Here is a 22269-nt window from a genome sequence, read left to right as displayed (position 1 = left end):
AGGATTCACTCGGGGCGGCGGGCACGGAAGCGGAAACTGCGTTCGCCGGTTTCGATCTCGACATCGGTGAAGCCGGCGCGGGTGAGCCGGTCGGCGGCGTGCTCCGGCGGTACCGGCAGGCAGGTGTCGCCGAGGTGCAGCAGGCGGAATACGCGGCCGTCGAGGCCGTCGCTGCCTGCGAATACACCGCCGGGGCGCAGGACGCGCAGGGCTTCGCCGAAAAGCGCGTCCTGCGCTCCGACGGTGGGTACGTGGTGCAGCATCGTGAAGCACACGACCGAGTCGAATTGTCCTGGGGGCAAGGGCATATCCGCACCGTCGCCCTCGATCACCGTCATCGCGGCTCCGTGCCGAGTGCGCAGCCGATCGACGAGCACCGGATCGATCTCGACACCGGTCAGCTTGCGGGTGCGTTCTCGCAGGGCGCGGATATTGGCACCGTAGCCGGGGCCGATCTCGAGTGCGGACGCACCGAGGTCGAGACCGGACAGCGCCCACGGGACGATCCGCGTCGTACTCGTACGCTCCCACGCCGCCGATCGGCACATCAATTTGTGTACGTAGTTCATCGCCATGCGATTCACGCTAGAAGCGGCCGGCTGTGACCACGACAGGCTACGTTGACAAGTTGTGTCGCGAAACGGCCAATTCTTGGTGCCCCAACCCGGGACATCCCAGCCGAACGACGGATCCGTGGTATTCCCGGCCGCGATCGGTGATACCGCTATGGTCTTCGGCGCGGGCGTCATATCCGCGGGCTACTGGTTCGACACCCATGAACATCCGCAGCACCAAATCGCCTGGGCGGCAAGGGGCGTCATCGCCGTCGAAATCGGCGACGGATACTGGGTGCTACCACCCACCCGCGCCCTGTGGATCCCCGGCGGTACCCGACACCGAACCGGAACCCCCCAGGGCGCGACCATGCGCGGCATCTTCGTGGCACCCGATCGGTGTCCCGTCTCGCTCACCGCCCCGACAATGCTGCGAGTGTCGCCACTGCTGCGCGAACTGTTCGACCATCTCACCGGGCCCGACACCGCACTCGCGCGCAGAGAGGACGCGGATCGACGCGAGCACGTCGACGAGCCCACTCTCGGCGCGCACCCGCGCACCGCCACCCGAACCGACGGGGTCGTCGCCGCGGCGACTCGAAATCCCGACGACGACAACGCCACCGCGCGGCGCGGGCGCGCGGAGGCGGTCATCTTCGACCTGCTCGAGCCGGTCGAGGTGATTCCTGTCGGCGCCCGACGACCGGTGGATGCCCGAGCCGGACAGGTCGCCGACGCCCTGACCCGCAATCCCGCCGACCCCCGCACCCTCGCCGAATTCGCCGCCGACGCCGCAACCAGCCCTCGCACCCTGACCCGTCAGTTCCTCGTCGAAACCGGAATCTCCTTCGGCCAGTGGCGAACCCAGATCCGCCTGGCCGCCTCCCTCCCCCTGCTCGCCGAGGGCCTGCCGATCGCCCGCATCGCCTGCCGCGTCGGGTACGCCACCCCCAGCAGCTACGTGGCCGCCTTCCGCCGCGCCGTCGGCGTCTCCCCCGGCCGCTACTTCACCGGGTAATCGCGCGCTGCGGCGTCAGGCGTTGGTGCCGCCGTCGACGGTGAAGGTCGCTCCGGTGATACTGCGGCCGGAGGGGCCGGCGAGGAAGGTTACGGTGGCGGCGATGTCGTCGGTGGAGCCGAAGCGGCCGAGCGCGGTCAAGTCGATCTGGGGGGAGGCGTGGTCACCGTCGGCCGGGTTCATATCGGTGTCGGTGGAGCCCGGCTGCACCAGATTGACCGTGATGTTGCGCGGACCGAGTTCGCGCGCAAGGGCTTTCGTGAATCCGTTGAGTGCGGATTTGCTCAGGTTGTAAAGCGCGAGTCCACCGAACGCGGCGCGCTCGGACAGGTTGCTGCCGATACTGATGATCCGCCCGCCTTCGACCATATGCTCGACCGCCGCCTGCGAACCGACGAACGCCGCCCGCGCATGGATATTGAGCGCGCGGTCGACCTCCTCGACGGTGAACTCCTCGAACGGCTTTGCCGGGAAGATGCCCGCGTTGTTGACCAGCACGTCGAGCCTGGCGAGTTCGGTCGCGGCCCGATGCACCGCCGCAACGACCGCGTCGGCGTCGGCACTGTCGGCTCGAATGGCGATTGCGCTCCGCCCCAACGCTTCCACCTCGGCGACAACCGATTTCGCGAGCAATTCGTTGTGCTGGTAGGTCAGTGCCACATCCGCGCCCGCCGCGGCCAGGTGCCGCACGATCGCCGCTCCGATCCCTCGGCTGCCTCCGGTCACCAGCGCAACTTTGCCCGTCAGATCCGACATCGTGACTCCTCCTAATTCTGTGTCGATCAATACATAAATAGCTAAGCGCATGGGCGGCGACGACGTCAAGGGGTATATTTAACGATCGACACAGAAAGGAATGGGCCATGGCCGAACGTGGACGCCCACGCGCCTTCGACCGCGAGGTCGCGCTCCGTCGCGCCATGGAGGTGTTCTGGGAGCACGGCTACGAGGGCTCGTCGATGAGCGATCTCACCGCGGCGATGGGCATCAACTCACCGAGCCTGTACGCCGCCTTCGGCGGCAAGGAAGAGCTGTTCCGCGCGGCGGTCGGCCTGTACGGCGAGACCGAAGGCAGCTACACCGCACGCGCCCTGCGCGAGGAACCCACCGCCCGCGCCTGCATCGAAGCCATGTTGCGCGACAACGCCACTGCCTATACCCACGAGGACAAACCGCACGGCTGCATGGTCGTGCTGGCGGGCTCCACCTACACCACCCGCAGCGAAACCATCCGCGACTTTTTGGTCGAAAAGCGGCGCGAGACAACCGAAGACATCCGCGAGCGCTTGGATCGCGGTGTCGCGGAAGGTGAGCTACCTCCAAACACCGATACCGCGGCCCTGGCCGGCTTCTACACCACGGTGCTGTACGGTCTGTCGATCCGCGCCCGCGATGGCGCCTCGCACACCGAACTCACCCGATCCATCGACTGTGCCATGGCCGCGTGGCCCGTATCGGCCACCGCACACTGATCGCCACGGTTACTTACGGCGCAGGGCGGCGATGCGCTCACCGAGTTGATCCGCGGTGGCCAATGCCGTTGGCGGACCACCGCATTCGCGGCGCAACTCACCGTGGATCACACCGTGCGGCTTGCCGGTGCGATGGTGGTGCATGGCGACCAGGCTGTTGAGCTCGCGACGCAGCTCACCGAGCTTATCCGCGGTCGCGACCCGCTCGGCGGCCGAGGCGACCTGCGGACCAGGATCGGGCATCGCGGCCTCACCGCGTTCGGCGAGTTGCTTGGACTGACGTTCACGCAGCAGCGCCCGCATCTGCTCCGCGTCCAACAGCCCGGGAATCCCGAGGTAGTCCGCCTCCTCGGCACTGCCCGCGAAAGTGGCTGTGCCGAAGGAGGATCCATCGTAGATCACCTGGTCGAGTTCGGCGTCCGCGGCGAGTGCGACGAAGGGCTTCTCGTCCTCGCCCGGCTCGTCTTTCTGCTTGTTCGCGTCGATCAGGAGTTCGTCTTCGAGACCGTTCTGCTCGCGGTGCGGCTTACCGATGACGTGATCGCGCTGCAGTTCCAGCTGTGCGGCCAGATCGAGCAGCACCGGCACCGACGGCAGGAACACGCTGGCGGTCTCGCCTGGCTTGCGCGCACGCACGAACCGGCCGATGGCCTGGGCGAAGTACAGCGGTGTCGAGGCACTGGTCGCATAGACGCCCACCGCGAGTCGCGGCACGTCGACGCCCTCGGACACCATGCGCACCGCGACCATCCACGGCTGGGTGTTCTTGCTGAATTCGGCGATCCGGTTCGAGGAGGACGGATCATCCGAGAGCACCACCGCTGGCCGCTCGCCCGAGATGTGTTCCAGCAGTTCGGCGTAATCGCGGGCGCGCTCCTGATCGGTGGCGATCACCAGACCACCGGCATCGGGCATACCGGTCGCACGCAGCTGGCGCAGCCGGGTGTCGGCAGCCACGAGCACCTTGGACATCCAGTCACCTGCCGGATCCAAGGCGGTGCGCCACGCACGGGCGGTGTGTTCGGCGCTCAGCGGCTCACCGAGGCGGGCCGAATACTCCTCACCCGCGCTGTCGCGCCAGTGCGCCTCACCGGAATACGCCAGGAAGACGACGGGCCGGACCACGCCGTCGGCCAATGCATCCGCATAGCCGTAGGTGTGGTCGGCGCGCGAGCGCGGGAAACCGGCCTCATCGGGTTCGTAGATGACGAACGGGATCTGGCTGTCATCGCTGCGGAACGGGGTACCGGTCAGCGCGAGCCGGCGGGTGGCGTCACCGAATGCCTCGGCTGTCGCCTCACCCCAGGACTTCGCATCGCCCGCATGGTGGATCTCGTCGAGAATCACCAGCGTTCTGCGTCTTTCGGTGCGGACACGGTGCCGCGCGGGATGCGAGGCGATCTGCGCATAGGTGACCACGACGCCGTGATAGTCGCCGGAGGTCGCACCGGTCGCGTTGGAGAAGCGCGAATCCAGCTGAATGCCCACGCGGGCCGCGGATTGGGCCCACTGATGTTTGAGGTGTTCGGTCGGAGCGACCACGGTGACCTGGTCGACGGTGCGGTCGGCCAGCAGTTCGGCCGCGACCCGCAGTGCGAAGGTGGTCTTACCAGCACCCGGCGTCGCCACCGCGAGGAAGTCCCTCGGCTTGGTCGACAAGTACTTCATCAGGGCCCGGCGCTGCCAGGCGCGTAGCGAACCACCTGTGGAACCCGCGGCGCTCGATTTTTGCGAATCGCCCGGTGTTTCCGCTTCTCCCGCCACAGCGGCGCCACCCGACACAGTCACGAAGACGACCCTAGCTGTCCCCCATGGCGTGTCGCCAAACCGACGCGGCGTGGGCGACGGGCGTCACACGCCGAACCCTGCGCCACGCCGTGTTCATCTGCTCCCCATCGACTCGATGCCACGGCAAACCGGAACAATATGCTCGGATGCGCGATGCTGTTAAGCATCATGACCGACGAAAGCGCTCTACCGCGCCACACCCCGGGGGTCGGCGACCAGCCGATCCACAGCGGCGGACGCGGCGCGGAACCCACGGTGGCGACCTGTGCCCGCCACGCCGCAACGCGGGCTGCGCATGCCGCGCGACATGGTGGCAAACTCGTCGTGCGGGTGGCGGTGAAGTCGTGGAACGATTCGATTTTCGCCAAATCCGCGGCCGCGGCGTTCTGGCAGACGATGTCGCTGGCGCCGCTGCTGCTCGGGCTGCTCGGCAGCCTCGGTTACGTCGGGGAATGGTTCGGACCAGACACCGTGGAGATCGTCCAGCAGAAGATCATCGCGTTCAGCCGGGACCTGTTCAGCACCAGCGTGGTGAGCGATCTGATCGAACCGACCGTCACCGACGTGCTCAGTCGCGGACGCGCCGCCTTCGTCTCGGTGGGTTTCGTAATGTCGCTGTGGGCGGGATCCTCGGCCATGTCGACCTTCGTGGATTCGATCGTCGAGGCGCACGGCCAGAAGGATGCCCGGCATCCGGTGTGGCAGCGCATCTTCGCGTTGCTGCTGTATGTGCTGTTCCTGGTGGTCGCGGTATTCCTGCTGCCGCTGATCGCGCTGGGTCCGACATTGATCGGACGGGTGCTGCCGGATTCGTGGCGGGAACCCGGGTTGCGGCTGATCGACTCGTTCTATTACCCGGGCGTGGGCCTGGTGCTGATCATCGGGCTCACCACGCTGTACAAGCTGGCACTGCACAAATCGCTGCCGTGGCACCGCTTGTTCGGCGGGGCGTTGGTCGCAGGCGTGTTCTTCATGGCCGCCAGCGAGGGACTGCGCCGCTACCTGTCGTGGGTGACCAGGACCGGTGTCAGTTACGGCGCGCTCGCAACGCCGATCGCCTTCCTGCTGTTCACGTTCTTCTTGGGCTTCGCGGTCATCCTCGGCGCGGAGTTCAATGCCGCGGTGCAGGAATTCTGGCCCGCCCGCAGCACCCGCATCGATCAGGTGAAGGAATGGTTGTCCAATCAGTTGGGCGGGGACGACTCCGGCACCGAACAGGATGATCCGGGCACAGCTAAGCCCCCGAACCCACAGGAGGGTCGGGGGCCGATCGAGCGGACAGACGACAACGGCGCCGATGCCGACCGGGCACGACTCAGCGCGCGCGGCGATGCGTCACCGGCGTCGGCTCATTCGCCCTTGCGCAAGCCGTCGTAGACCTTCTTGCAGTCCGGGCAGACCGGCGAGCCGGGCTTCGGCGAGCGCGTCACCGGGAAGACCTCACCGCAGAGGGCGACCACGTGGGTGCCCATGACGGCGCTCTCGGCGATCTTGTCCTTCTTCACGTAGTGGAAGAACTTGGGGGTGTCGTCGCCGGTCGTCTCGTCGGTGGTCGTATCCGGGCGAACCAGAGTGTCGGTACTCACGGACTCCATGATGCCGCATACTCGCGAGCTCGGCTGATATCGGTCGGTGTTCGTCGAGCTGACCAGGCCATGTGCGGTGCGCCCTCGACAGTGGAAGACTCAGGGTATGCAGCAGTACGGCGACACCCCCGACGCCGACGACATCGGCAGCGGTGATCGCCCGGACGTCGCAATGCCGACGCCACCGCGCAAGTCCACCGGCTACTTCCCCGGCAATGACGAGAAGCACCCGGTGCTGATCACCGAGGCCGCGCCGTCACTGGAGGATCAGCACCGCGCCAGGGTTCGCCGCTACACCATCATCATGGCGTTCCGCATCCCCTGCCTGATCCTGGCCGCGGTCGCCTACAGCGTCTTCAGCAACGCCCTGCTCTCGATCCTGATCATCACCGCTTCGATCCCTCTCCCCTGGATCGCCGTTCTCATCGCCAATGACCGCCCGCCGCGCCGCAAGGACGAACCCAGCCGCTGGGACCGCCCCCGCACCGCCATCGAATCCCGGCCACACCGCGCCATCGATTCCTGAAGCTGGGAGCGGCTGAGGTCCAGGGACGGGGAAGTTAGGTCCTGGTAGGTAGGGAGGTCCAGGCCGGGGTCAGGGCAGGCGGGGCAGGGGCAGGGGCACGCCGCAAGCCACCACGCGGGTGCCGACACGCCGACGATCAAACTGGACGAGTGATCATCATGCAACGGTGGAGGCAAACATCGAGAATGGCCCGCCACCAGCGCATTCTCGATATCAGGGGTGGCGGCGGATGGTGGCGGACATGAGGGCTGCGGCGGCGCAGAGGGCGCCGGCGATGTACCAGGCGAGGTTGTAGGAGCCTTGGACGTCGCGGATGATGCCGGCGCCGGTGGCGGCTATGGCGGAGCCGATCTGGTGGGAGGCGAAGACCCAGCCGAAGGCGACGGGGCCGTCGGCGCCGAAGAGTTCGCGGCAGAGCATGACCGTGGGTGGGACGGTGGCGATCCAGTCCAGGCCGTAGAAGATGATGAACACCCACATGCTCGGCTCAGTGTCCGGCGCGAACAGCGACGGCAGGATCAACAGCGACAGTCCGCGCAGCGTGTAGTAGCCGACCAGCAGATAGCGCGGATCGGCGCGGTCGGTGAGCCAGCCGGAGAAGACCGTGCCCGCGACATCGAAGATGCCGACCAGTGCCAGCAGACCGGCGGCGGTGGTCGGCGGCATGCCGTGATCGTGTGCGGCACTGACGAAGTGAGTGCCGACCAGCCCGTTGGTCGATGCGCCGCAGATCGCGAATCCGCCTGCGAGCAGCCAGAATCCGGGACTGCGCGCGATCGTGGTCAAGACCGTCAGCGCGCGGGTCGCACCACCGGTCGCCTGCACGCGCAGTCCAACTGTGCTGCCGGGTTCCGCGCCGTACGCGCAAACACCTGCGTCACTGGGGAAGTCGCGGATGAACAGCAGCACCAGCGGCACCACCGCCAGCGCGGCACCCGCGACGATCAGCGAGGGCACTCGCCAGCCGTGCTCATGCGCGACAGCGGACACCACCGGCAGGAAGATCAGTTGCCCGGTCGCACCCGCCGCGGTGAGCACGCCGGTCACCAATCCGCGCTGGCGCACGAACCAGCGACCGGTGATCGTCGCCACGAATGGCATCGACATCGATCCGACGCCGACCCCGACCAACAGCCCCCAGGTCGCCACCAAATGCCAAGGCTGGGTCATGAATACGGTGAGGCCGCTACCCGCCGCGACGAGCACCAGTGCGCACGCCACCACCCTGCGGATACCGAATCGGTCCATCAGGGCCGCCGCGAACGGCGAAATCAGCCCGTACAGCAGCAGATTCAGCGAGACCGCGGCACCGATGGTGCCGTGCGACCAACCGAACTCCTCGTGCAGCGGGTCCAGCAGCACACTCGGCACCGACCGGAACGCCGCCGCGCCCAAGAGTGCGATGAATCCCACACCGGCGACGATCCAGGCGGGGTGCAGCCGCCGCGGCACGGATTCGACAGGTACCCGAGGCGTCTGCAGTTCAGTCACCCGCTGAGCGTGCCGGAATTTCGCGCATCGAACGAGTGGCCGGAATGCCATAAACCGCCAAGATCGTGCCAGTCACGGACGAGCCGAAACCGGCTCGACAGCATCGCGGGCGAGACCTACTGTGTGGCGGGGGTAAGCGACGGGAACTCCCTCAGCGCCAGTGATGTGCAACACATCCGCGCCAACCGGGCGCGGGCGCCGCCGAATCGCCGGAGGATGCGACAACTGCATGCCGGCTGCGGCGCGGGACCTCCCGCCAGGAAACAGGAGAAAGCATGATTCGGTGGGTCTGGGCCTTCCTCGACCGCCCGACGCAACGTTTCGACGAATGCGCGACATTCTGGTCGACGATCACCGACACCCAACTCTCGCCGCGACGCGGCGAGAACGACGAATTCCTCACGCTCCTACCGGATCCTGCACTATTCGCCGATGCCGGTGTCAAGATGCAGGCGGTGACCGGACTCGGGCGGGTACACCTCGATTTCGACGTCGACGATGTCACCGCCGCGGTCCGCATCGCACTCGACCTCGATGCCGAACTGGTCGCCAACCACAAGAGGTACGCCGTGCTGCGCTCACCAGGCGGTCAGATCTTCTGCTTCACCCCCAGCGGCCGCGCGAAGGGCACACCCGCCCCGGCCGTGCGCGCCCCGGACGGCACCCTCACCCGCCTCGACCAGGTCTGCCTCGATATCGGCCCGACCGACCACGCGGCCGAATCCCGCTTCTGGACCACCCTCACCAATTGGGACCTGACGCAGGGTCGCCTGCCCGAATTCGCCCGGCTGCGCGCGAAAGAGCCGATGCCGGTCCAGCTTCTGCTGCAGCGCCTCGGCGAGGATCGACCCGCCGGCGCGCATATCGACCTGGCCTCCGCGGATATCGACGCCACCGCCGCCTGGCACGAGTCACTCGGCGCGACACTGGTCGAGCGCCATGAGCACTGGATCGTGATGTCCGATCCGGCCGACGCGCCCTACTGCATTACCGGCCGCGACCCGAACGGCGTCTGATATCGCACGCTGTCCAAGTGACACGACGAGTACGTTTCTGTTGCTGGCGTGTCGCGGTGGCAGAGTACCGGTGTGCCTACCAACCAGACGACCACCGGATCGCTGCTCACCGCGCTGTGCCCCGATCTGCGGGCCGCGCTGACCCGCGTCGGCTACGACGCCGACATGCTGCTGGAAGTGCTCGGCGCCGATGCGCATGCCGCACTGGGCCGGTCCGAACCGGTGCCGGTGCGCCGCGCCGCGCGTCGAGCGGGCGCACTCGGAACCCTGATCCGCCTGTGGCTGCTCGGTGACGCAATGCCCGAACGCGAGGTCGCGGCCGCACTGGCACCGGTGGAGATCGACCGCGCGGTAGCCGCCGGTCTGCTCGCTCGCGACGGTGACGATGTGCGCGCGGCCCTGGACCTGCGTCCGCTCGACGCGGGCGATGGCACCCGCTGGATCCTGTCCGACCTCGACGATTCGATGTTCCGGCGCACCCTGACCGAGGATCACGTGCTCGGCGTCGGCCACGCCTCCCTGTCACTGTTGCGCGCCACCCCCACCCGCCGGGTTGGTTCGGTGCTGGACCTGGGCACCGGCTGCGGCGTCCAGGCCGTCCACGCGGCCGCGTACGCGGACCGGGTAACCGCGACCGACGTGAACCCGCGCGCCCTGTGGCTGGCCGAGGCGACGGCCGCACTCAACGGACTCGATATCGAACTTGTGGCCGGTTCCTGGTTCGAGCCGGTGGCCGGTCGCCGCTTCGACCAGGTGGTGGCCAATCCGCCGTTCGTCGTCGGCCCCGCCCGCATCGAACACACCTACCGCGACTCCGGCCTCGCCCTCGATGGCGCAAGCGAATTGGTGATCTCGCAAGCCCCCGCCCTGCTCGCCCCCGATGGCACCGCCGCGATGCTGGCGGCATGGGTGCATGTGGACGGCGAGGACTGGCGCCAACGCGTCTCGTCCTGGCTGCCCGCACACGGCGTCGATGCCTGGGTGGTCCAGCGCGATGTCGCCGATCCGGCCCTCTATGTCGGAACATGGCTGCGCGATGCGGGGTTGGATCCGCGCGACCCGGCCGCGCAGGAGCGCGCCGAACTGTGGCTCGACGCCTTCACCGCCGCGGGCGTCGAGGGCATCGGCTTCGGCTTCGTCTACCTGCACGCCATCGACGGTCCGAGCGAACTGCTCGCCGAGGACCTGACGCACGGCTTCGACGATCCGCTCGGCGCCGAGGCCACCGCGTATTTCGCACGCTCAGCATGGTTGCGCCGCGCCGCCGCCGAGGAAAACCTCGCCTGGTCAACACGTTTCGTGGTTGATCCGGCAACCGCGCTGGAACGGGTCTACCTGCACCGCGAATTCGGTTGGGAGCAGCAGGTCGCGCGGCTGCACCGCGGCGACGGTCCGCGCTGGCAGCACGAAGTGGACGAGTCCACCATCGCACTCGTCGCGGGAATGCGCGCCGAGGGTTTGCCGTTACACGAGCTGCTGGAACTGCTCGCGCTCGCCGACGGATCGGGCGAAGTGACCGAGGAGTTCGCGGCCGACGCATTATCCGTGGTGGCCGGATTGGTTCGCCATGGTTTGGTGCGGCCCGTGTAACGAAGCGGCAACCGCTCGCATCCCTCCGGACCCTTTCGCGCACGGGCTGTTCCGACAGGGTGGGGTTCTCAGGAACTTCTCAGACGCGATTGATGGAAACCGCAGTTCAGAGCGGTTTATCGGAGCAGTAGCGGGGAACTTTCTACCTGTCGGGTCCGTTGTTCGGAGTGAGACACCACCGACAGGAGGCAAGTCATGACAAGCCCCGCCACCACTCGTGTGCGCACCAGCGATTCGGACCTCGACGCCCAGAGCCCTGCCGCCGACCTGGTACGTGTGTACCTGAACGGGATCGGCCGTACCGCACTGCTCACGGCAGCCGACGAGGTCGAGCTGGCCAAGCGCATCGAGGCGGGCCTCTATGCGCAGCATCTGCTGGAGACCGGCAAGCGACTGTCGGCCACCCGCAAACGCGATCTGGCCGCCATCGTTCGCGAAGGCCAAGCGGCGCGCTCGCATCTGCTCGAAGCCAACCTCCGGCTCGTGGTCTCCCTCGCCAAGCGCTACACCGGCCGCGGTATGCCGCTGCTGGACCTGATCCAGGAGGGCAACCTCGGCCTGATCAGAGCAATGGAAAAGTTCGACTACGCCAAGGGATTCAAGTTCTCCACCTATGCCACCTGGTGGATCCGGCAGGCCATCACCCGCGGTATGGCTGATCAGAGCCGCACCATCCGCCTCCCCGTGCATCTGGTCGAGCAGGTCAACAAGCTGGCCAGGATCAAGCGGGAATTGCATCAGCAGCTCGGTCGCGAGGCCACCGATGCCGAACTCGCCAACGAGTCCGGCATTCCGGTCGACAAGATCTCCGATCTGCTCGACCACAGCCGCGACCCGGTAAGCCTGGATATGCCGGTCGGCAATGACGAAGAGGCCCCGCTGGGCGATTTCATCGAGGACTCCGAGGCCACCTCGGCCGAATCCGCCGTGATCGCCGGGCTCCTGCACCACGATGTGCGCAGCGTGCTCGCCACCCTGGACGAGCGCGAACAGCAGGTCATCCGGTTGCGCTTCGGCCTGGACGACGGCCAGCCGCGCACCCTCGATCAGATCGGCAAGCTCTTCGGGCTCTCCCGAGAGCGTGTTCGTCAGATCGAGCGCGAGGTCATGTCGAAGCTGCGCAAGGGAGAGCGGGCCGACCGCCTGCGCGCCTACGCCAGCTGATTCCCGCAATAACTCGTGCCGGTGATCCCGGCACGTGCCCATGACGCCGGACTACTCCGAGGCAAGTTCGGCGTCCGGCTTGGTGACCCTGGACGGTCACCTCGAAACGCCGACCGGTGACCGCGCGTCCCGCCCCCTCCGGGTTCGCGCGAGCCGGTCGGCGAACCCCATTCAATCCCCGCCGAGTCCGTCGTCAACCGCGACGTTCTCTGGTTTCAGTTCGAGTGCGGAGTTCTCGGCCCGCAGATCGAGCATGCTCGCGAAATCCTCGTGCACTCGACCGCTGCCAACACTGGCCTGGGCCAGTTGTGCGGTGGCCTCCGCGAGCGGCATCGGTACGTCGCTTCGGCGGGCCGCGTCGAGACCGAGATCGAAATCCTTGCGCAGCAGCATCGGGGTGAAAGTCGGTGTGTAGTCGAGGTTTACGAAGGTCTTGTAGCGAGTGAAGACCGAACCCAAGACGCCGTTGTTGAGAAGTCCAGGAAGGCCGCGCGGGATACTCCGCCTTCTCCGCGAGGACGGTGACCTCGGCCATCGACTGGGGTGGCCACACCGAGGAACAGGTTGCGGCAGATCTTGACCAGCCGCGCCACATCGCCCGCACCGACATAGGTGACGGATTTACCGATGGTGCGCAGTAGTGGTGCCACGCGTTCGTAGACATCCAGCGGACCCGAGGCCGCGATCGAAAGTCCGCCCGCGGCGACCACCTTCGTATTGCCGCTGACCGGTGCGGCCAGGAAGCCCCCACCACGCACGTTCGCAAGCCGCACGAATGGCCGCGGAGGATTCCGTCGAGACGGTCGAGCAGTCCACCACTATCGCGGGTGCAGATTTTTCGTCGGCGAGCAGGCCGTCGGCGCCGAATAGGACCTGTTCGAGGTCGGAGCTGCCCGCGCAGGCACGGTCTCCGATCGAACCGGTCCATGCGCAATGCACCGGCACTTCAAGCCACCTACTCAACCCCGCCGCTGACCGGCTCGCCCGCGATCGCGACGCTGCTGATGCTCACGGGCGCCGCCGCGATCCCAGGCACCGCTCACCACCGATCGAACCGGTCCGTACGCCACCCGGTCGGCGAATTCGCACCAGCCGACGCGAGACCGCGACGCCGATGAGCGCAGCCCGGTCACCGTCGCGCTGACCGGCTGGCACCAGCAACTCACACAGCTTCACCATCTCGTCGACTAGCGCCGATGCTCTCGGCCCCGGCCCGGACACCGCTCACGATCGATCCGTCTCATGCGTTGTCCGGCGGCGATTCGAACCTGACGCGGGACCGCGGCGTGCGCGAGTGCAGCAGATTGGTGCGTTGAGCGGCGCGGGGGTCGTGCGGCCCGGTGGCGGCGAGTTGCGGGAGTTCAGCCGAGGCGGCGGGGGCCGGTGTCGAAGCGGCTTGGTTGGGGGCCGAAGCGGGCTCGGGCGTAGAGGATTGCGGCGGCGTTGGGGGAGGCGAGGACGGGGTCGAAGGATAGTTCGCGGATTTCGGGGAGGTCGTCGAATAGGGCCGAGACGCGTTGAACGAGTTCGACTAGGGCGGGTTTGTCGACGCGGGGACTGGCGGGGGTGCCAGAGAGGAGTGGGGCGGCGCGAGGGGCGTCGATGAGGGCGGTCGCTTCGTCGGCGGTGAGTGGGAGGGCGCGGTAGGCGCGGTCGCCGAGGAGTTCGATGATCATGCCGGAGAGGCCGAATTCGATGACCGAGCCGAAGGACGGGTCGTCCTGCACCCGCAGCACACAGCCGACGCCGGGGCTGGCCATCTTCTGAATGTGCACGGCGGGATCACCGCATAGTTCCACCAGGTGCGAATAGGCCTGGCGCACGGCTTCAGGCCGCCACAGGTCCAGCCGAACCCCACTGAGATCCGGTCGGCGCCGCCACATTTCGCCGGTTGCCTTGGCCGCGACCGGATAGCCGAGTTCTTCGGCCGCCGCCACCGCATCGTCGGCGCTGCGGACCTCGCGGAATTCGACGACGCGAATTCCGTAGCAATCCAACAGGTCCACGGCCTCCAGGTCGGTGAGCCAACGTCCGTCGGATTCGCGCATCCAGCCCGCGACCAGATGCCCGGCCCGTTCCGCGTCGATGCCCGCCGGACGAACCACGGTCGACACCGGTTTCGTGCGCCATTGCGCGTATCGGTGCGCCCTGGCCAGTGCCCGTGCGGCCCGCTCGGGATCCGGATAGGACGGTATCGAGCCGCGGACCGCCGTACCGCCCGGACCGCGCATGGCCAGGAGGTTCGGAATCCCTTGCTCGGCAACGAAAGTGGTGAGAATGGGTTTCGCCGCATCGGGCACGGCTGCGGCGGCCTCGCGAATGGCATCGGCGAATCCGGCCATCCGCAGCGGCACCGGCGGCGCGAAAACCACGATAACCGCGTCGATTTCGTCCGAGCGCAGCGCGGCGACCACCGCGTCCAGATATGCACCCGGTGTCGCGGCGGGGCCCAAGTTGACCGGATCGCCGATCGACTCCTCGTCCACCACACGCTCGGTCGGGCGTGGTCGCCGAACATTGTCGAACGGCACCGCGGCTGGACGTCGAACCTCGAGTCCCTCACCGCGTGCGGCATCGACGGCCAGCCAGTTCAGCGCCGCGCTGTTGCCGATCACGGCGACCCGAGGACCCGCGGGCAGCGACTGATAGCCCAGCAGCGCCGCACAGTCGAACAGCTCCGAAATCGAGTCGACCTGAACGATTCCCGACTGCGCGAACAGGTCCCGCACGATCGATCGGTCCATATCGCCGGTCGGCTGGGCCCGCGCGGCCAATCGCCCACTGCTCACCGCGACGATCGGTTTGCTCCGCGCGACCCGACGCGCGATCCGGGAAAATTTGCGCGGATTACCGAAACTCTCCAGATAAAGCAGGATCACATCGGTGGCGGAGTCGGTGTCCCAGTATTGCAGCAGGTCGTTGCCGGACACATCCGCGCGATTACCTGCCGAGACGAAGGTCGACAACCCGAGGTTGCGCGCAGCGGCCTCACCGAGGATGGCCGCACCCAACGGCCCGGACTGACAGAAGAATCCGATGCGCCCGGGCCCAGGCAGTACCGAAGCCAAAGTCGCGTTCAACGAAACCGAGGCATCGGTATTGGCAATGCCGAGCGCGCTCGGCCCGACCACCCGCATCCCGTGTCCACGTGCCGCGGCAACCAACTCGCGTTCGGCAACCACACCGCCATCACCGGTCTCCCCGAAGCCCGCGGTGAGCACGACCAATCCCTTGACGCCCTTGGCCATACAGTCGTCCAGAACGGAGCTGATCGCTTCCGGAGGGACGGCAACCACCGCGAGATCCACCTCATCGGGAATATCGCGCACCGTCGGGTAAGCCCGCACCCCGCGCACCGATCGCCGGTTCGGATTGACCGGGAACACCGGACCTTGGAAAATTCCGGAAAGCAGATTGGCCAAGATCACTCCACCGACCCGGGCCGGGCCAACGGTGGCGCCGATCACCGCGACCGAACGGGGCGCGAGCAGATTGCCGACACTGCGCGCCTCGGAGGCGCGTTCGCGCGAATCCCGCACCGAGAGCCGAGCTTCGGTGGGATCGATGGCGAATTCCAGATGCAGCACCGAACCGTCCCTGGCGCGCTCGACCTGATAGCCCGCATCACGGAATACGGTGACCATCACAGTGTTCTCGGCGAGCACCTCCGCGACGAACGTCTCGATCTTGTTCTCGGCGGCCGCACCCGCCAGATGTTCGAGCAGGATGGAACCGAGCCCGCGTCCCTGATGCTCGTCGGCCACCACGAATGCGACTTCGGCGGCGCGCGGTCCGGTGCGGTCGGTCAGCAGTTCGTAGCGGCCGACCGCGATGATTGCCTCGCCCAGTACCAGCAGCAGTCCGACCCGGTCGTGGTGGTCGACGTGGGTGGAGCGGTACAGATCCTTGGGCGAAATACGCGGGTACGGACCGAAGTAGCGGAGGTACCGGGAGCGATCCGACAGAGCCGTGTGGAACTCCTGCAGCCGCTCGGCGTCATCGGGTGTGATCGGGCGCAGTCGCACCACGCCACCGTCCGAGGCGAGTACATCGGCGAACCAGTGCTGGGGCGGGGGAGGCGGTATCGCGGGCGTATTCGGGGAATCCGGGACGGGCGGGTTCTCAGTCACGGGGGTCCTCCGGATCGAGGCCGAGCAACCCGAAGGTGGCTCGGCGCGTAGCCAATACGGCCGTATCGATAGCGCGTTGCGCGCGGTCGGTGCGCGCGTCCCCAGTTTCCCCCGTGCCGCCGGGACCGTCCCACCGGCGGTAGGCAGTGTCACCACCGTCACCCATGGCGCGCGGCGGATCGACGGTCGGCGCCGCGGACTGGATCATATCGATCCAGTCCTGCGGTACCGCGGTTTCCGGTGCGATGGTGCGATCCAGCGCGGTCGCCAGCAGATGCGTCCAGGCGCGTGGCACCACCCGTACCAGGCCGTAGCCGCCGCCTCCGACGGCGAGCCAACGACCTTCGGCGTATTCGTCGGCCAGATCGCGCATGGCGATGAAGGCGGCGCGTTGACCGTCGACGGTCAGTTCCATATCGGCGAGTGGGTCCTCGCGGTGGGTGTCGACACCGCATTGGCTGACCACGATCTGCGGCCGGAACGCCGCCAGCGCACCGGGCACGATCGCGTGAAAGCCGCGCAACCACTGCGGATCCCGGGTGCCGGGCAGGACCGCCAGATTGATCGCGGTGCCCTCGGCGGCGCCGTGGCCGGTCTCCTCCGGCCAGCCGGTATTGGGCCACAGTGTGGCCGGATGCTGATGAATCGAGATCGTCAGCACTCGGGGGTCGCCGTAGAAGGCGCGCTGCACACCGTCGCCGTGATGCACGTCGACATCGATGTAGGCGATGCGATCGAATCCGTTTTCCAGCAGCCAGGAGATGGCCACGGCCGCATCGTTGTAGATGCAGAATCCGGCCGCCGAATCCGGCATCGCGTGGTGCATGCCGCCGCCGATGCTCACTGCCCGCCGGGTGCGCCCCTGGGCGATCTCGCGTGCCGCGGTCAATGTGCCGCCGACGATCACCGAGGCTGCCTGATGCATCCGCGGGAACACCGGATTGTCCGGTGAGCCGAGACCGTACGGCGGTGCGAGCGGCGCACCCGCGGGAGGTGTGGCATGTTCGACGGCCTCGATGTAGTCCGCGGTATGGATGCGCAGCAAATCGGACACTTCAGCCCGCTCGGGCACCAATCGCTCGACACCGTCGAGTAATCCGAGACTTTCCGCCAGGGCCATGGTGAACTGCAGGCGCGCCGGTTTCATGGGGTGCTCCGGCGTCCATGCGTAGTCGAGGAAGCGGTCGGTCCAGACGACCGTCCCGGATCGCGCCTCGAGATCACCTTCGTCGAGCGGCGCGGACTGTTCGCCGTGCGGTGCAGTGGCCATGCTCGCAACGCTACGCGGGAAGGTAACGGCCCCGTTGGACGTTCGTATGCAGTAGAAATACAAGCAAGAGCGAATACGGTGACAGGCCGTGCGCCGACAGAATTCCCACAGCGCAGTCACGGGTGTAGCGCGAAACCACGCGGCACACGGGGGTGCCGACGTGCGTGGGTAGAATTCGTGCCGACGAAGGGGTAACAGGTGAAGGATCTGGTCGACACCACGGAGATGTACCTCCGTACCATCTACGACCTCGAGGAAGAGGGCGTGGTGCCCCTGCGTGCGCGCATCGCCGAGCGCCTCGAGCAGAGTGGCCCGACGGTCAGCCAGACCGTCGCGCGGATGGAACGCGATGGTCTGCTGCTGGTCGCCGGTGACCGCCATCTCGAACTGACCGACAAGGGCCGCAGCATGGCGGTCGCGGTCATGCGCAAACATCGCCTCGCCGAGCGGCTGCTCGTGGACATCATCGGGCTCGACTGGCAGAACGTGCACGCCGAGGCGTGCCGCTGGGAACACGTCATGAGCGAGGATGTCGAGCGGCGGCTGGTCGAGGTGCTCAACCACCCGACCACCTCCCCCTACGGCAACCCGATTCCGGGTCTGGACGAGCTCGGCCTCGCCACGCAGAGCGGCGCCGACGAGACCCTGGTGCGGCTGTCGGATCTGCCACACGGCCAGGTGCACGCGGTCGTTGTGCGTCGCCTCGCCGAGCACATCCAGACCGATCCCGAGGTCATCGGCCAACTGCGGGAGGCGGGCGTGGTGCCCGACGCGCGCGTGACGGTCGAGACCAAGCCCGGTTCGGTGGTCATCACCGTGCCCGGCCACGCGGGTTTCGAGCTCTCGGATGAGATGGCCCACGCCGTCCAGGTGAAGTTGGTCTGAGGCGTGAAACTTCTGGTCACAGGTGGCGCAGGCTATGTAGGTGGCGTCTGCGCGCAGGTTCTGCTCGAATCGGGGCACGAGGTCGTGGTGGTCGACGATCTGTCGACCGGCAATGCCGAGGGCGTGCCGACCGAGGCGCGATTCGTCGAGGGTGATGTCGCGGTCGCCGCGCCCGCCCTGCTCGAGGCCGAATCCTTCGACGGTGTCCTGCATTTCGCGGCGCAATCGCTGGTCGGTGAGTCGGTGCAGCAGCCGGAGAAGTACTGGCACGGCAATGTGGTGAAGACGCTCGAGCTGCTGGAGGCGATGCGCCGCACCGAAACGCCGCGGCTGGTCTTCTCCTCGACCGCGGCCGTATACGGCGAACCCGAACGGGTGCCGATCACCGAGGACGCGCCGACCCGGCCGACCAACCCCTACGGCGCCTCCAAACTGGCCATCGACCACGCCATCACCTCCTATGCGATCGCGCACGGTCTCGCCGCGACCAGCCTGCGCTACTTCAACGTCGCCGGCGCCTACGGCGGTCTCGGCGAAAACCGGGTGGTGGAAACCCATCTCATCCCCCTCGTGCTCCAGGTCGCCCTCGGTCATCGCAAGGCGATCTCGGTCTTCGGCACCGACTGGCCCACACCAGACGGCACCGCGGTCCGCGATTACATCCACATTCGCGACCTCGCCGACGCCCACCTGCTGGCTCTCGGCTCCGCCGAATCCGGCACACATCGCATCTTCAATCTCGGCAGCGGCACCGGTTTCTCGGTCCGCGAGGTGATTTCGGCCTGCGAGCGCGTCACCGGCCTGCCAATCGCCGCCCTGGACGCACCGCGTCGTGCCGGCGACCCGGCCACGCTGATCGCGTCCAGCGACCGCGCCATCACCGATCTCGGCTGGCAGCCCAAGCACAACGATCTCGACGAAATCGTCGCCGATGCTTGGGAATTCCTGCGTGACCTCGGACCGCTGGCACACAGCGCGAAGTAAGCCGGCGCAGCATCGAACGCGGTTGCATGGTGGTGCCGCATTTGCCACAACCACCATGTGACTCGCCAACTCACCTCTGACCACCCGAGAACGCGATCGGGCTCACCGGACGACCGGCCCAAAGTCGATACCGAGATCCGCAGCAATGCCGATCCCGCAGTAGGCAAGGCGACGCAGCGTATCCGGGCGCATCCCGGTGCGCAGTGAGATCTCGAGCAGACTCGCCATGGAATGGGCGGGATCGGCTTCCAAGGCCGCCTGCAGTGCGATGCCGGCGAGCGGACCGTCACCGCGGATGTAGGCGCTGTAGCCGAGAAGTGTTGCCGCATCGGCACGGTCGCTGCCCGACAGTGCATGCGTCAGCGCCACCCAGAGGGTCTCCGCAGGGGCGGCGTGGTCTCCGACGGCCAGCCCGAACAACGAGTCGCGCACCGTCCGATCGCGCAGTGCCGCGGCCAGTTCCGCGTATTCCTGGGCGGTCAGGACTACACCGGAGTCGATGTTGGCGATCTGCGAGAGCATATGTTCGAGTGCCCGCCGGTGGTATCCGTCGGGATCCCCGCGCCGGACGGCCGCCGCGTACCGCTCGTGCGCGAACGCGCGAGCGCTGTCCAGATGTACCGCGACCTGGCGCGCCAGTTCCTCATCCGGTGCGACCAGAGCGGTCAGCTCCGAACGGGTGCCCCGGATCGGGCGCCCTTCGAGCACATGCGCCACCGTGACCATCGATGTGGCCGGATCCGGCAGCGTCCCATGGTGATTCGCATCGAGCAGACTCCACCACCGCTGATCCGCCTCGATAGCGCGCACCGCCCAGGCGCCCTCGAGGTACACCTCGGCCCGCGCCAGTCGGCGCGCGAACGCCGCGATGAGTGTGCCCCACGGTCCCGTACTGCCCACACCGTTTCGGCGAGTGCGCCGCGGTTCGCGCACCCGGTCGTCGACGATCACCGCGAGTACTTCCGTCGCCCCCTCTGCGGCACAGATGTGCGAAACACACTCCGCATATGCGGCCGCGAGCCCCCGCCGACTCCCGCCTTCCTGATCCAAATCGAACCGCACCACCGCATCGATGATCGGACTCTGCTCCACATCTGTCGCGCCCCGCAGCACCGCCACCACCAGTGACCGCTCCGGCACGAATCCGACCATGGCGGGCACAGCCACAATCAATTCACCCGGATCGTCGACATGCAGTGAGTCCCCTGGAATCCGATCCCCGAATTCCGGCGGCGGTTCCGCACAGATTCCCGGGCGCAACTCTTTCCCGAAACCTCGTGTGCATTCCGACAATTCGTCGTCGGTATCGGGGTCGAAGAAGGACACCGAATCGATTCGGGCCGAGACCGGGTCCACGGGCCACGTGCGATATGTATGCGCCGCAACGCTATCGCGCACTGGTTCATCGAACCGCGGCGCAGGGATAATGCCGCTCGAATACGCGATGGCGCGCGAGCCCTCTGTTTCGTCGCCGACATGCACCCCGCGATCCGCTGCCCCCGCGGTAGCACCTGGATGCCCGGCGGCTCGATAGTCCGCCGGCTTGTCGGTACCCATCCCGGCGCCGTCACACGAATCCTCGACATCCCGGCAACCCGAGTCGCCGACACCCGACGAGTGAGCGGATTTGCGGAGGTGAACGGCGGGGCTTGTGCAAAAACCGGTGCGCGGCGATGCGCCGTCGCCTGGATCTCCGAGGGCGGGAGCGGGATTCGTGGAAGTCGTCATGCATCGAGGGTGCGCCCACCCACCTCGAAGCCCGGGACACCGACCTGGGGATATCGCGGGACCGAATTGCCCTGTGGAAAACACTTGGACTGTGGACGAATCGGGAATCGGACCCGAATACGGCGACGAACATGTCGGTGCCACCTGCTACTGTCCGGCCGCAAGCACCAGCCAACAAGCGGCGCAGGCCGCCGCATTCACCCCTGCTTCACTTTCCGCACCGCCGTTGTGAACAGCTCGTCCAATGCCGCCGTATCCGGCTTCGCGTCGCCGAATGTCATGTATGTCACCGTGATACGCACATCGGCGACCTGCCCGGTGAGCGTCTGCATCGACTGCGTCAGCCCGGCCGCGCTCACCTGCGGCGCCACCGTGCGGCGCAGCGCGAACGTGTCGTCGGCGTCGATCGTCGGGGGCGCTTGCAGTTCGGTGGTCACAATCGTCGTCGCGCCCGCTCGGTTCACATGCACCTGCTGACACCGCTTCAACTGGTCACGCAATACCGACAACGGCTGTCCGGTCCTGGTCAACTCCGCGGTCATCGTGGCGCGCGTCTCGTTGTCGGTGCCCACCGCAACGGCCGTCTGATTCGGACCGAATTGCTGAGCAGGCGGGACACATCCGTCGGGCTGCACCTTCGCACCGCGCCCGACCCCGGTCAGGTCCGCCGCCGCCTGCGCGGCCGCCTCCGGTGGCAGCACGACCGCCTCGTATCCGGCCGGGAACTGCGCGGGATCGGGCAGCAGCGTCGAAAGCTGTGCCGTCACATACCGAGTCCCCGCACTCGGGCCGGAGGCGACCGGATGTCCGGTCACCGTCGACGTGCAGCCGGCGAGCAGCGCCGCACTCGCGGCGAGGGGCACCAAACCAGATACCCCGAATCCGCGTGGCCCCCTGCGCGTCGAATTCGGCACAGTCACCGGTCCACTGTGCCAAACTCCCCGAGCCCGCCCACGATGCCACGCCGGTTCGTCGCGTGACCGGGAATGTGCGGGGTACTACTGACGTTGCCCTGCTCATGGGTCGGTGTCGCCCGTGGCAACGTGTGTCGGGACTATGGGGGACAA

General features: G+C 67.3%; 20 protein-coding genes. 9 read left to right on the top strand and 11 right to left on the bottom strand.

What is annotated here, in order from left to right; all coding sequences use genetic code 11:
- Positions 1-5: 5 nt before the first annotated feature.
- Positions 6-575, bottom strand: a complete 570-nt coding sequence (locus ACQPYR_RS15795) for a class I SAM-dependent methyltransferase (RefSeq protein WP_433632914.1) — start codon at positions 573-575, stop codon at positions 6-8.
- A gap of 118 nt (positions 576-693) precedes the next feature.
- Between ACQPYR_RS15795 and ACQPYR_RS15790 the strand changes: the two genes are divergently transcribed.
- On the top strand, positions 694-1572 hold the full coding sequence (locus ACQPYR_RS15790) for an AraC family transcriptional regulator (protein ID WP_433632912.1): 879 nt from the start codon (positions 694-696) through the stop codon (positions 1570-1572).
- Positions 1573-1587: 15 nt separating this feature from the next.
- Here the strand turns inward: ACQPYR_RS15790 and ACQPYR_RS15785 are convergent, their stop codons facing one another.
- Complete coding sequence (locus ACQPYR_RS15785; protein WP_433632910.1) at positions 1588-2328, bottom strand: SDR family NAD(P)-dependent oxidoreductase; 741 nt, start codon at positions 2326-2328, stop codon at positions 1588-1590.
- A 107-nt stretch (positions 2329-2435) separates the two neighbouring features.
- Between ACQPYR_RS15785 and ACQPYR_RS15780 the strand changes: the two genes are divergently transcribed.
- Positions 2436-3044 (top strand): TetR/AcrR family transcriptional regulator, encoded by a 609-nt coding sequence (locus ACQPYR_RS15780; RefSeq protein ID WP_433632908.1) that lies wholly within the window; start codon positions 2436-2438, stop codon positions 3042-3044.
- Between the two features lie 9 nt (positions 3045-3053).
- On the opposite strand, the gene ACQPYR_RS15775 is transcribed toward ACQPYR_RS15780, so the two are convergent.
- Positions 3054-4712, bottom strand: coding sequence for a DEAD/DEAH box helicase (locus ACQPYR_RS15775; RefSeq protein WP_433635141.1), 1659 nt, complete (start codon positions 4710-4712; stop codon positions 3054-3056).
- 288 nt (positions 4713-5000) lie between these two features.
- Between ACQPYR_RS15775 and ACQPYR_RS15770 the strand changes: the two genes are divergently transcribed.
- On the top strand, positions 5001-6209 hold the full coding sequence (locus tag ACQPYR_RS15770; protein ID WP_433632906.1) for a YihY/virulence factor BrkB family protein: 1209 nt from the start codon (positions 5001-5003) through the stop codon (positions 6207-6209).
- Here ACQPYR_RS15770 and ACQPYR_RS15765 read toward each other — a convergent pair.
- Positions 6182-6418 (bottom strand): DUF3039 domain-containing protein, encoded by a 237-nt coding sequence (locus ACQPYR_RS15765; RefSeq protein WP_433632904.1) that lies wholly within the window; start codon positions 6416-6418, stop codon positions 6182-6184. The genes ACQPYR_RS15770 and ACQPYR_RS15765 overlap by 28 nt on opposite strands.
- A 172-nt stretch (positions 6419-6590) precedes the next feature.
- Between ACQPYR_RS15765 and ACQPYR_RS15760 the strand changes: the two genes are divergently transcribed.
- A complete protein-coding gene (locus tag ACQPYR_RS15760) occupies positions 6591-6944 on the top strand; it encodes a DUF3099 domain-containing protein (RefSeq protein WP_433635140.1) in 354 nt (117 codons plus the stop codon).
- A gap of 213 nt (positions 6945-7157) precedes the next feature.
- Here ACQPYR_RS15760 and ACQPYR_RS15755 read toward each other — a convergent pair whose 3' ends face one another.
- Entirely contained in the window at positions 7158-8486 is a 1329-nt protein-coding gene (locus ACQPYR_RS15755) for an MFS transporter (protein ID WP_433632902.1), read from the bottom strand.
- Between the two features lie 224 nt (positions 8487-8710).
- On the opposite strand from ACQPYR_RS15755, the gene ACQPYR_RS15750 reads away from it, so the two are divergent.
- From ACQPYR_RS15750 to ACQPYR_RS15740, 3 genes are all read left to right on the top strand, one after another.
- The gene (locus ACQPYR_RS15750; RefSeq protein ID WP_433632900.1) at positions 8711-9451 is read left to right on the top strand and encodes a VOC family protein; all 741 of its coding nucleotides are present in this window, start codon (positions 8711-8713) and stop codon (positions 9449-9451) included.
- 72 nt (positions 9452-9523) lie between these two features.
- Entirely contained in the window at positions 9524-11041 is a 1518-nt protein-coding gene (locus ACQPYR_RS15745; RefSeq protein ID WP_433632898.1) for a DUF7059 domain-containing protein, read from the top strand.
- Positions 11042-11236: 195 nt separating this feature from the next.
- On the top strand, positions 11237-12205 hold the full coding sequence (locus tag ACQPYR_RS15740; protein ID WP_397045490.1) for a sigma-70 family RNA polymerase sigma factor: 969 nt from the start codon (positions 11237-11239) through the stop codon (positions 12203-12205).
- Positions 12206-12376: 171 nt separating this feature from the next.
- Here the strand turns inward: ACQPYR_RS15740 and ACQPYR_RS15735 are convergent, their stop codons facing one another.
- The 4 genes from ACQPYR_RS15735 to ACQPYR_RS15720 form a co-directional block, all read right to left on the bottom strand.
- On the bottom strand, positions 12377-12664 hold the full coding sequence (locus tag ACQPYR_RS15735) for an NAD-binding protein (RefSeq protein WP_433632896.1): 288 nt from the start codon (positions 12662-12664) through the stop codon (positions 12377-12379).
- The gene (locus ACQPYR_RS15730) at positions 12628-12978 is read right to left on the bottom strand and encodes an NAD(P)-binding domain-containing protein (RefSeq protein WP_433632894.1); all 351 of its coding nucleotides are present in this window, start codon (positions 12976-12978) and stop codon (positions 12628-12630) included. Before ACQPYR_RS15730 ends, ACQPYR_RS15735 begins: the two co-directional genes overlap by 37 nt.
- Positions 12979-13566: 588 nt before the next feature.
- Positions 13567-16335, bottom strand: a complete 2769-nt coding sequence (locus ACQPYR_RS15725) for a GNAT family N-acetyltransferase (protein ID WP_433632892.1) — start codon at positions 16333-16335, stop codon at positions 13567-13569.
- Positions 16328-17605, bottom strand: coding sequence for an acetoin utilization protein AcuC (locus ACQPYR_RS15720; protein WP_433632890.1), 1278 nt, complete (start codon positions 17603-17605; stop codon positions 16328-16330). Before ACQPYR_RS15720 ends, ACQPYR_RS15725 begins: the two co-directional genes overlap by 8 nt.
- Before the next feature lie 198 nt (positions 17606-17803).
- Between ACQPYR_RS15720 and ACQPYR_RS15715 the strand changes: the two genes are divergently transcribed.
- Both ACQPYR_RS15715 and galE read left to right on the top strand, forming a co-directional pair.
- Positions 17804-18490, top strand: a complete 687-nt coding sequence (locus ACQPYR_RS15715; protein WP_387284880.1) for a metal-dependent transcriptional regulator — start codon at positions 17804-17806, stop codon at positions 18488-18490.
- Positions 18491-18493: 3 nt separating this feature from the next.
- Positions 18494-19474, top strand: a complete 981-nt coding sequence (gene galE / locus ACQPYR_RS15710; protein WP_433632888.1) for a UDP-glucose 4-epimerase GalE — start codon at positions 18494-18496, stop codon at positions 19472-19474.
- A gap of 102 nt (positions 19475-19576) precedes the next feature.
- On the opposite strand, the gene ACQPYR_RS15705 is transcribed toward galE, so the two are convergent.
- Positions 19577-21031, bottom strand: coding sequence for a DUF4192 domain-containing protein (locus ACQPYR_RS15705; protein ID WP_433632886.1), 1455 nt, complete (start codon positions 21029-21031; stop codon positions 19577-19579).
- 368 nt (positions 21032-21399) lie between these two features.
- Positions 21400-22122, bottom strand: a complete 723-nt coding sequence (locus ACQPYR_RS15700) for a sensor domain-containing protein (protein WP_433632884.1) — start codon at positions 22120-22122, stop codon at positions 21400-21402.
- Positions 22123-22269: the final 147 nt, after the last annotated feature.

Source organism: Nocardia sp. CA-120079 (genome assembly GCF_050955745.1).
Lineage (GTDB): Bacteria > Actinomycetota > Actinomycetes > Mycobacteriales > Mycobacteriaceae > Nocardia.
This window is presented reverse-complemented; position numbering and strand designations above follow the sequence as displayed.

Coding starts and splice junctions, on each gene's coding strand:
- ACQPYR_RS15750 (WP_433632900.1), top strand. CDS start 8,711: ATGATTCGGTGGGTCTGGGCCTTCCTCGACCGCCCGACGCAACGTTTC.
- ACQPYR_RS15770 (WP_433632906.1), top strand. CDS start 5,001: ATGACCGACGAAAGCGCTCTACCGCGCCACACCCCGGGGGTCGGCGAC.
- ACQPYR_RS15740 (WP_397045490.1), top strand. CDS start 11,237: ATGACAAGCCCCGCCACCACTCGTGTGCGCACCAGCGATTCGGACCTC.
- ACQPYR_RS15795 (WP_433632914.1), bottom strand. CDS start 575: ATGGCGATGAACTACGTACACAAATTGATGTGCCGATCGGCGGCGTGG.
- ACQPYR_RS15760 (WP_433635140.1), top strand. CDS start 6,591: ATGCCGACGCCACCGCGCAAGTCCACCGGCTACTTCCCCGGCAATGAC.
- ACQPYR_RS15705 (WP_433632886.1), bottom strand. CDS start 21,031: ATGGGTACCGACAAGCCGGCGGACTATCGAGCCGCCGGGCATCCAGGT.
- ACQPYR_RS15720 (WP_433632890.1), bottom strand. CDS start 17,605: ATGGCCACTGCACCGCACGGCGAACAGTCCGCGCCGCTCGACGAAGGT.
- ACQPYR_RS15780 (WP_433632908.1), top strand. CDS start 2,436: ATGGCCGAACGTGGACGCCCACGCGCCTTCGACCGCGAGGTCGCGCTC.
- ACQPYR_RS15775 (WP_433635141.1), bottom strand. CDS start 4,712: ATGAAGTACTTGTCGACCAAGCCGAGGGACTTCCTCGCGGTGGCGACG.
- ACQPYR_RS15755 (WP_433632902.1), bottom strand. CDS start 8,486: ATGGCATTCCGGCCACTCGTTCGATGCGCGAAATTCCGGCACGCTCAG.
- ACQPYR_RS15785 (WP_433632910.1), bottom strand. CDS start 2,328: ATGTCGGATCTGACGGGCAAAGTTGCGCTGGTGACCGGAGGCAGCCGA.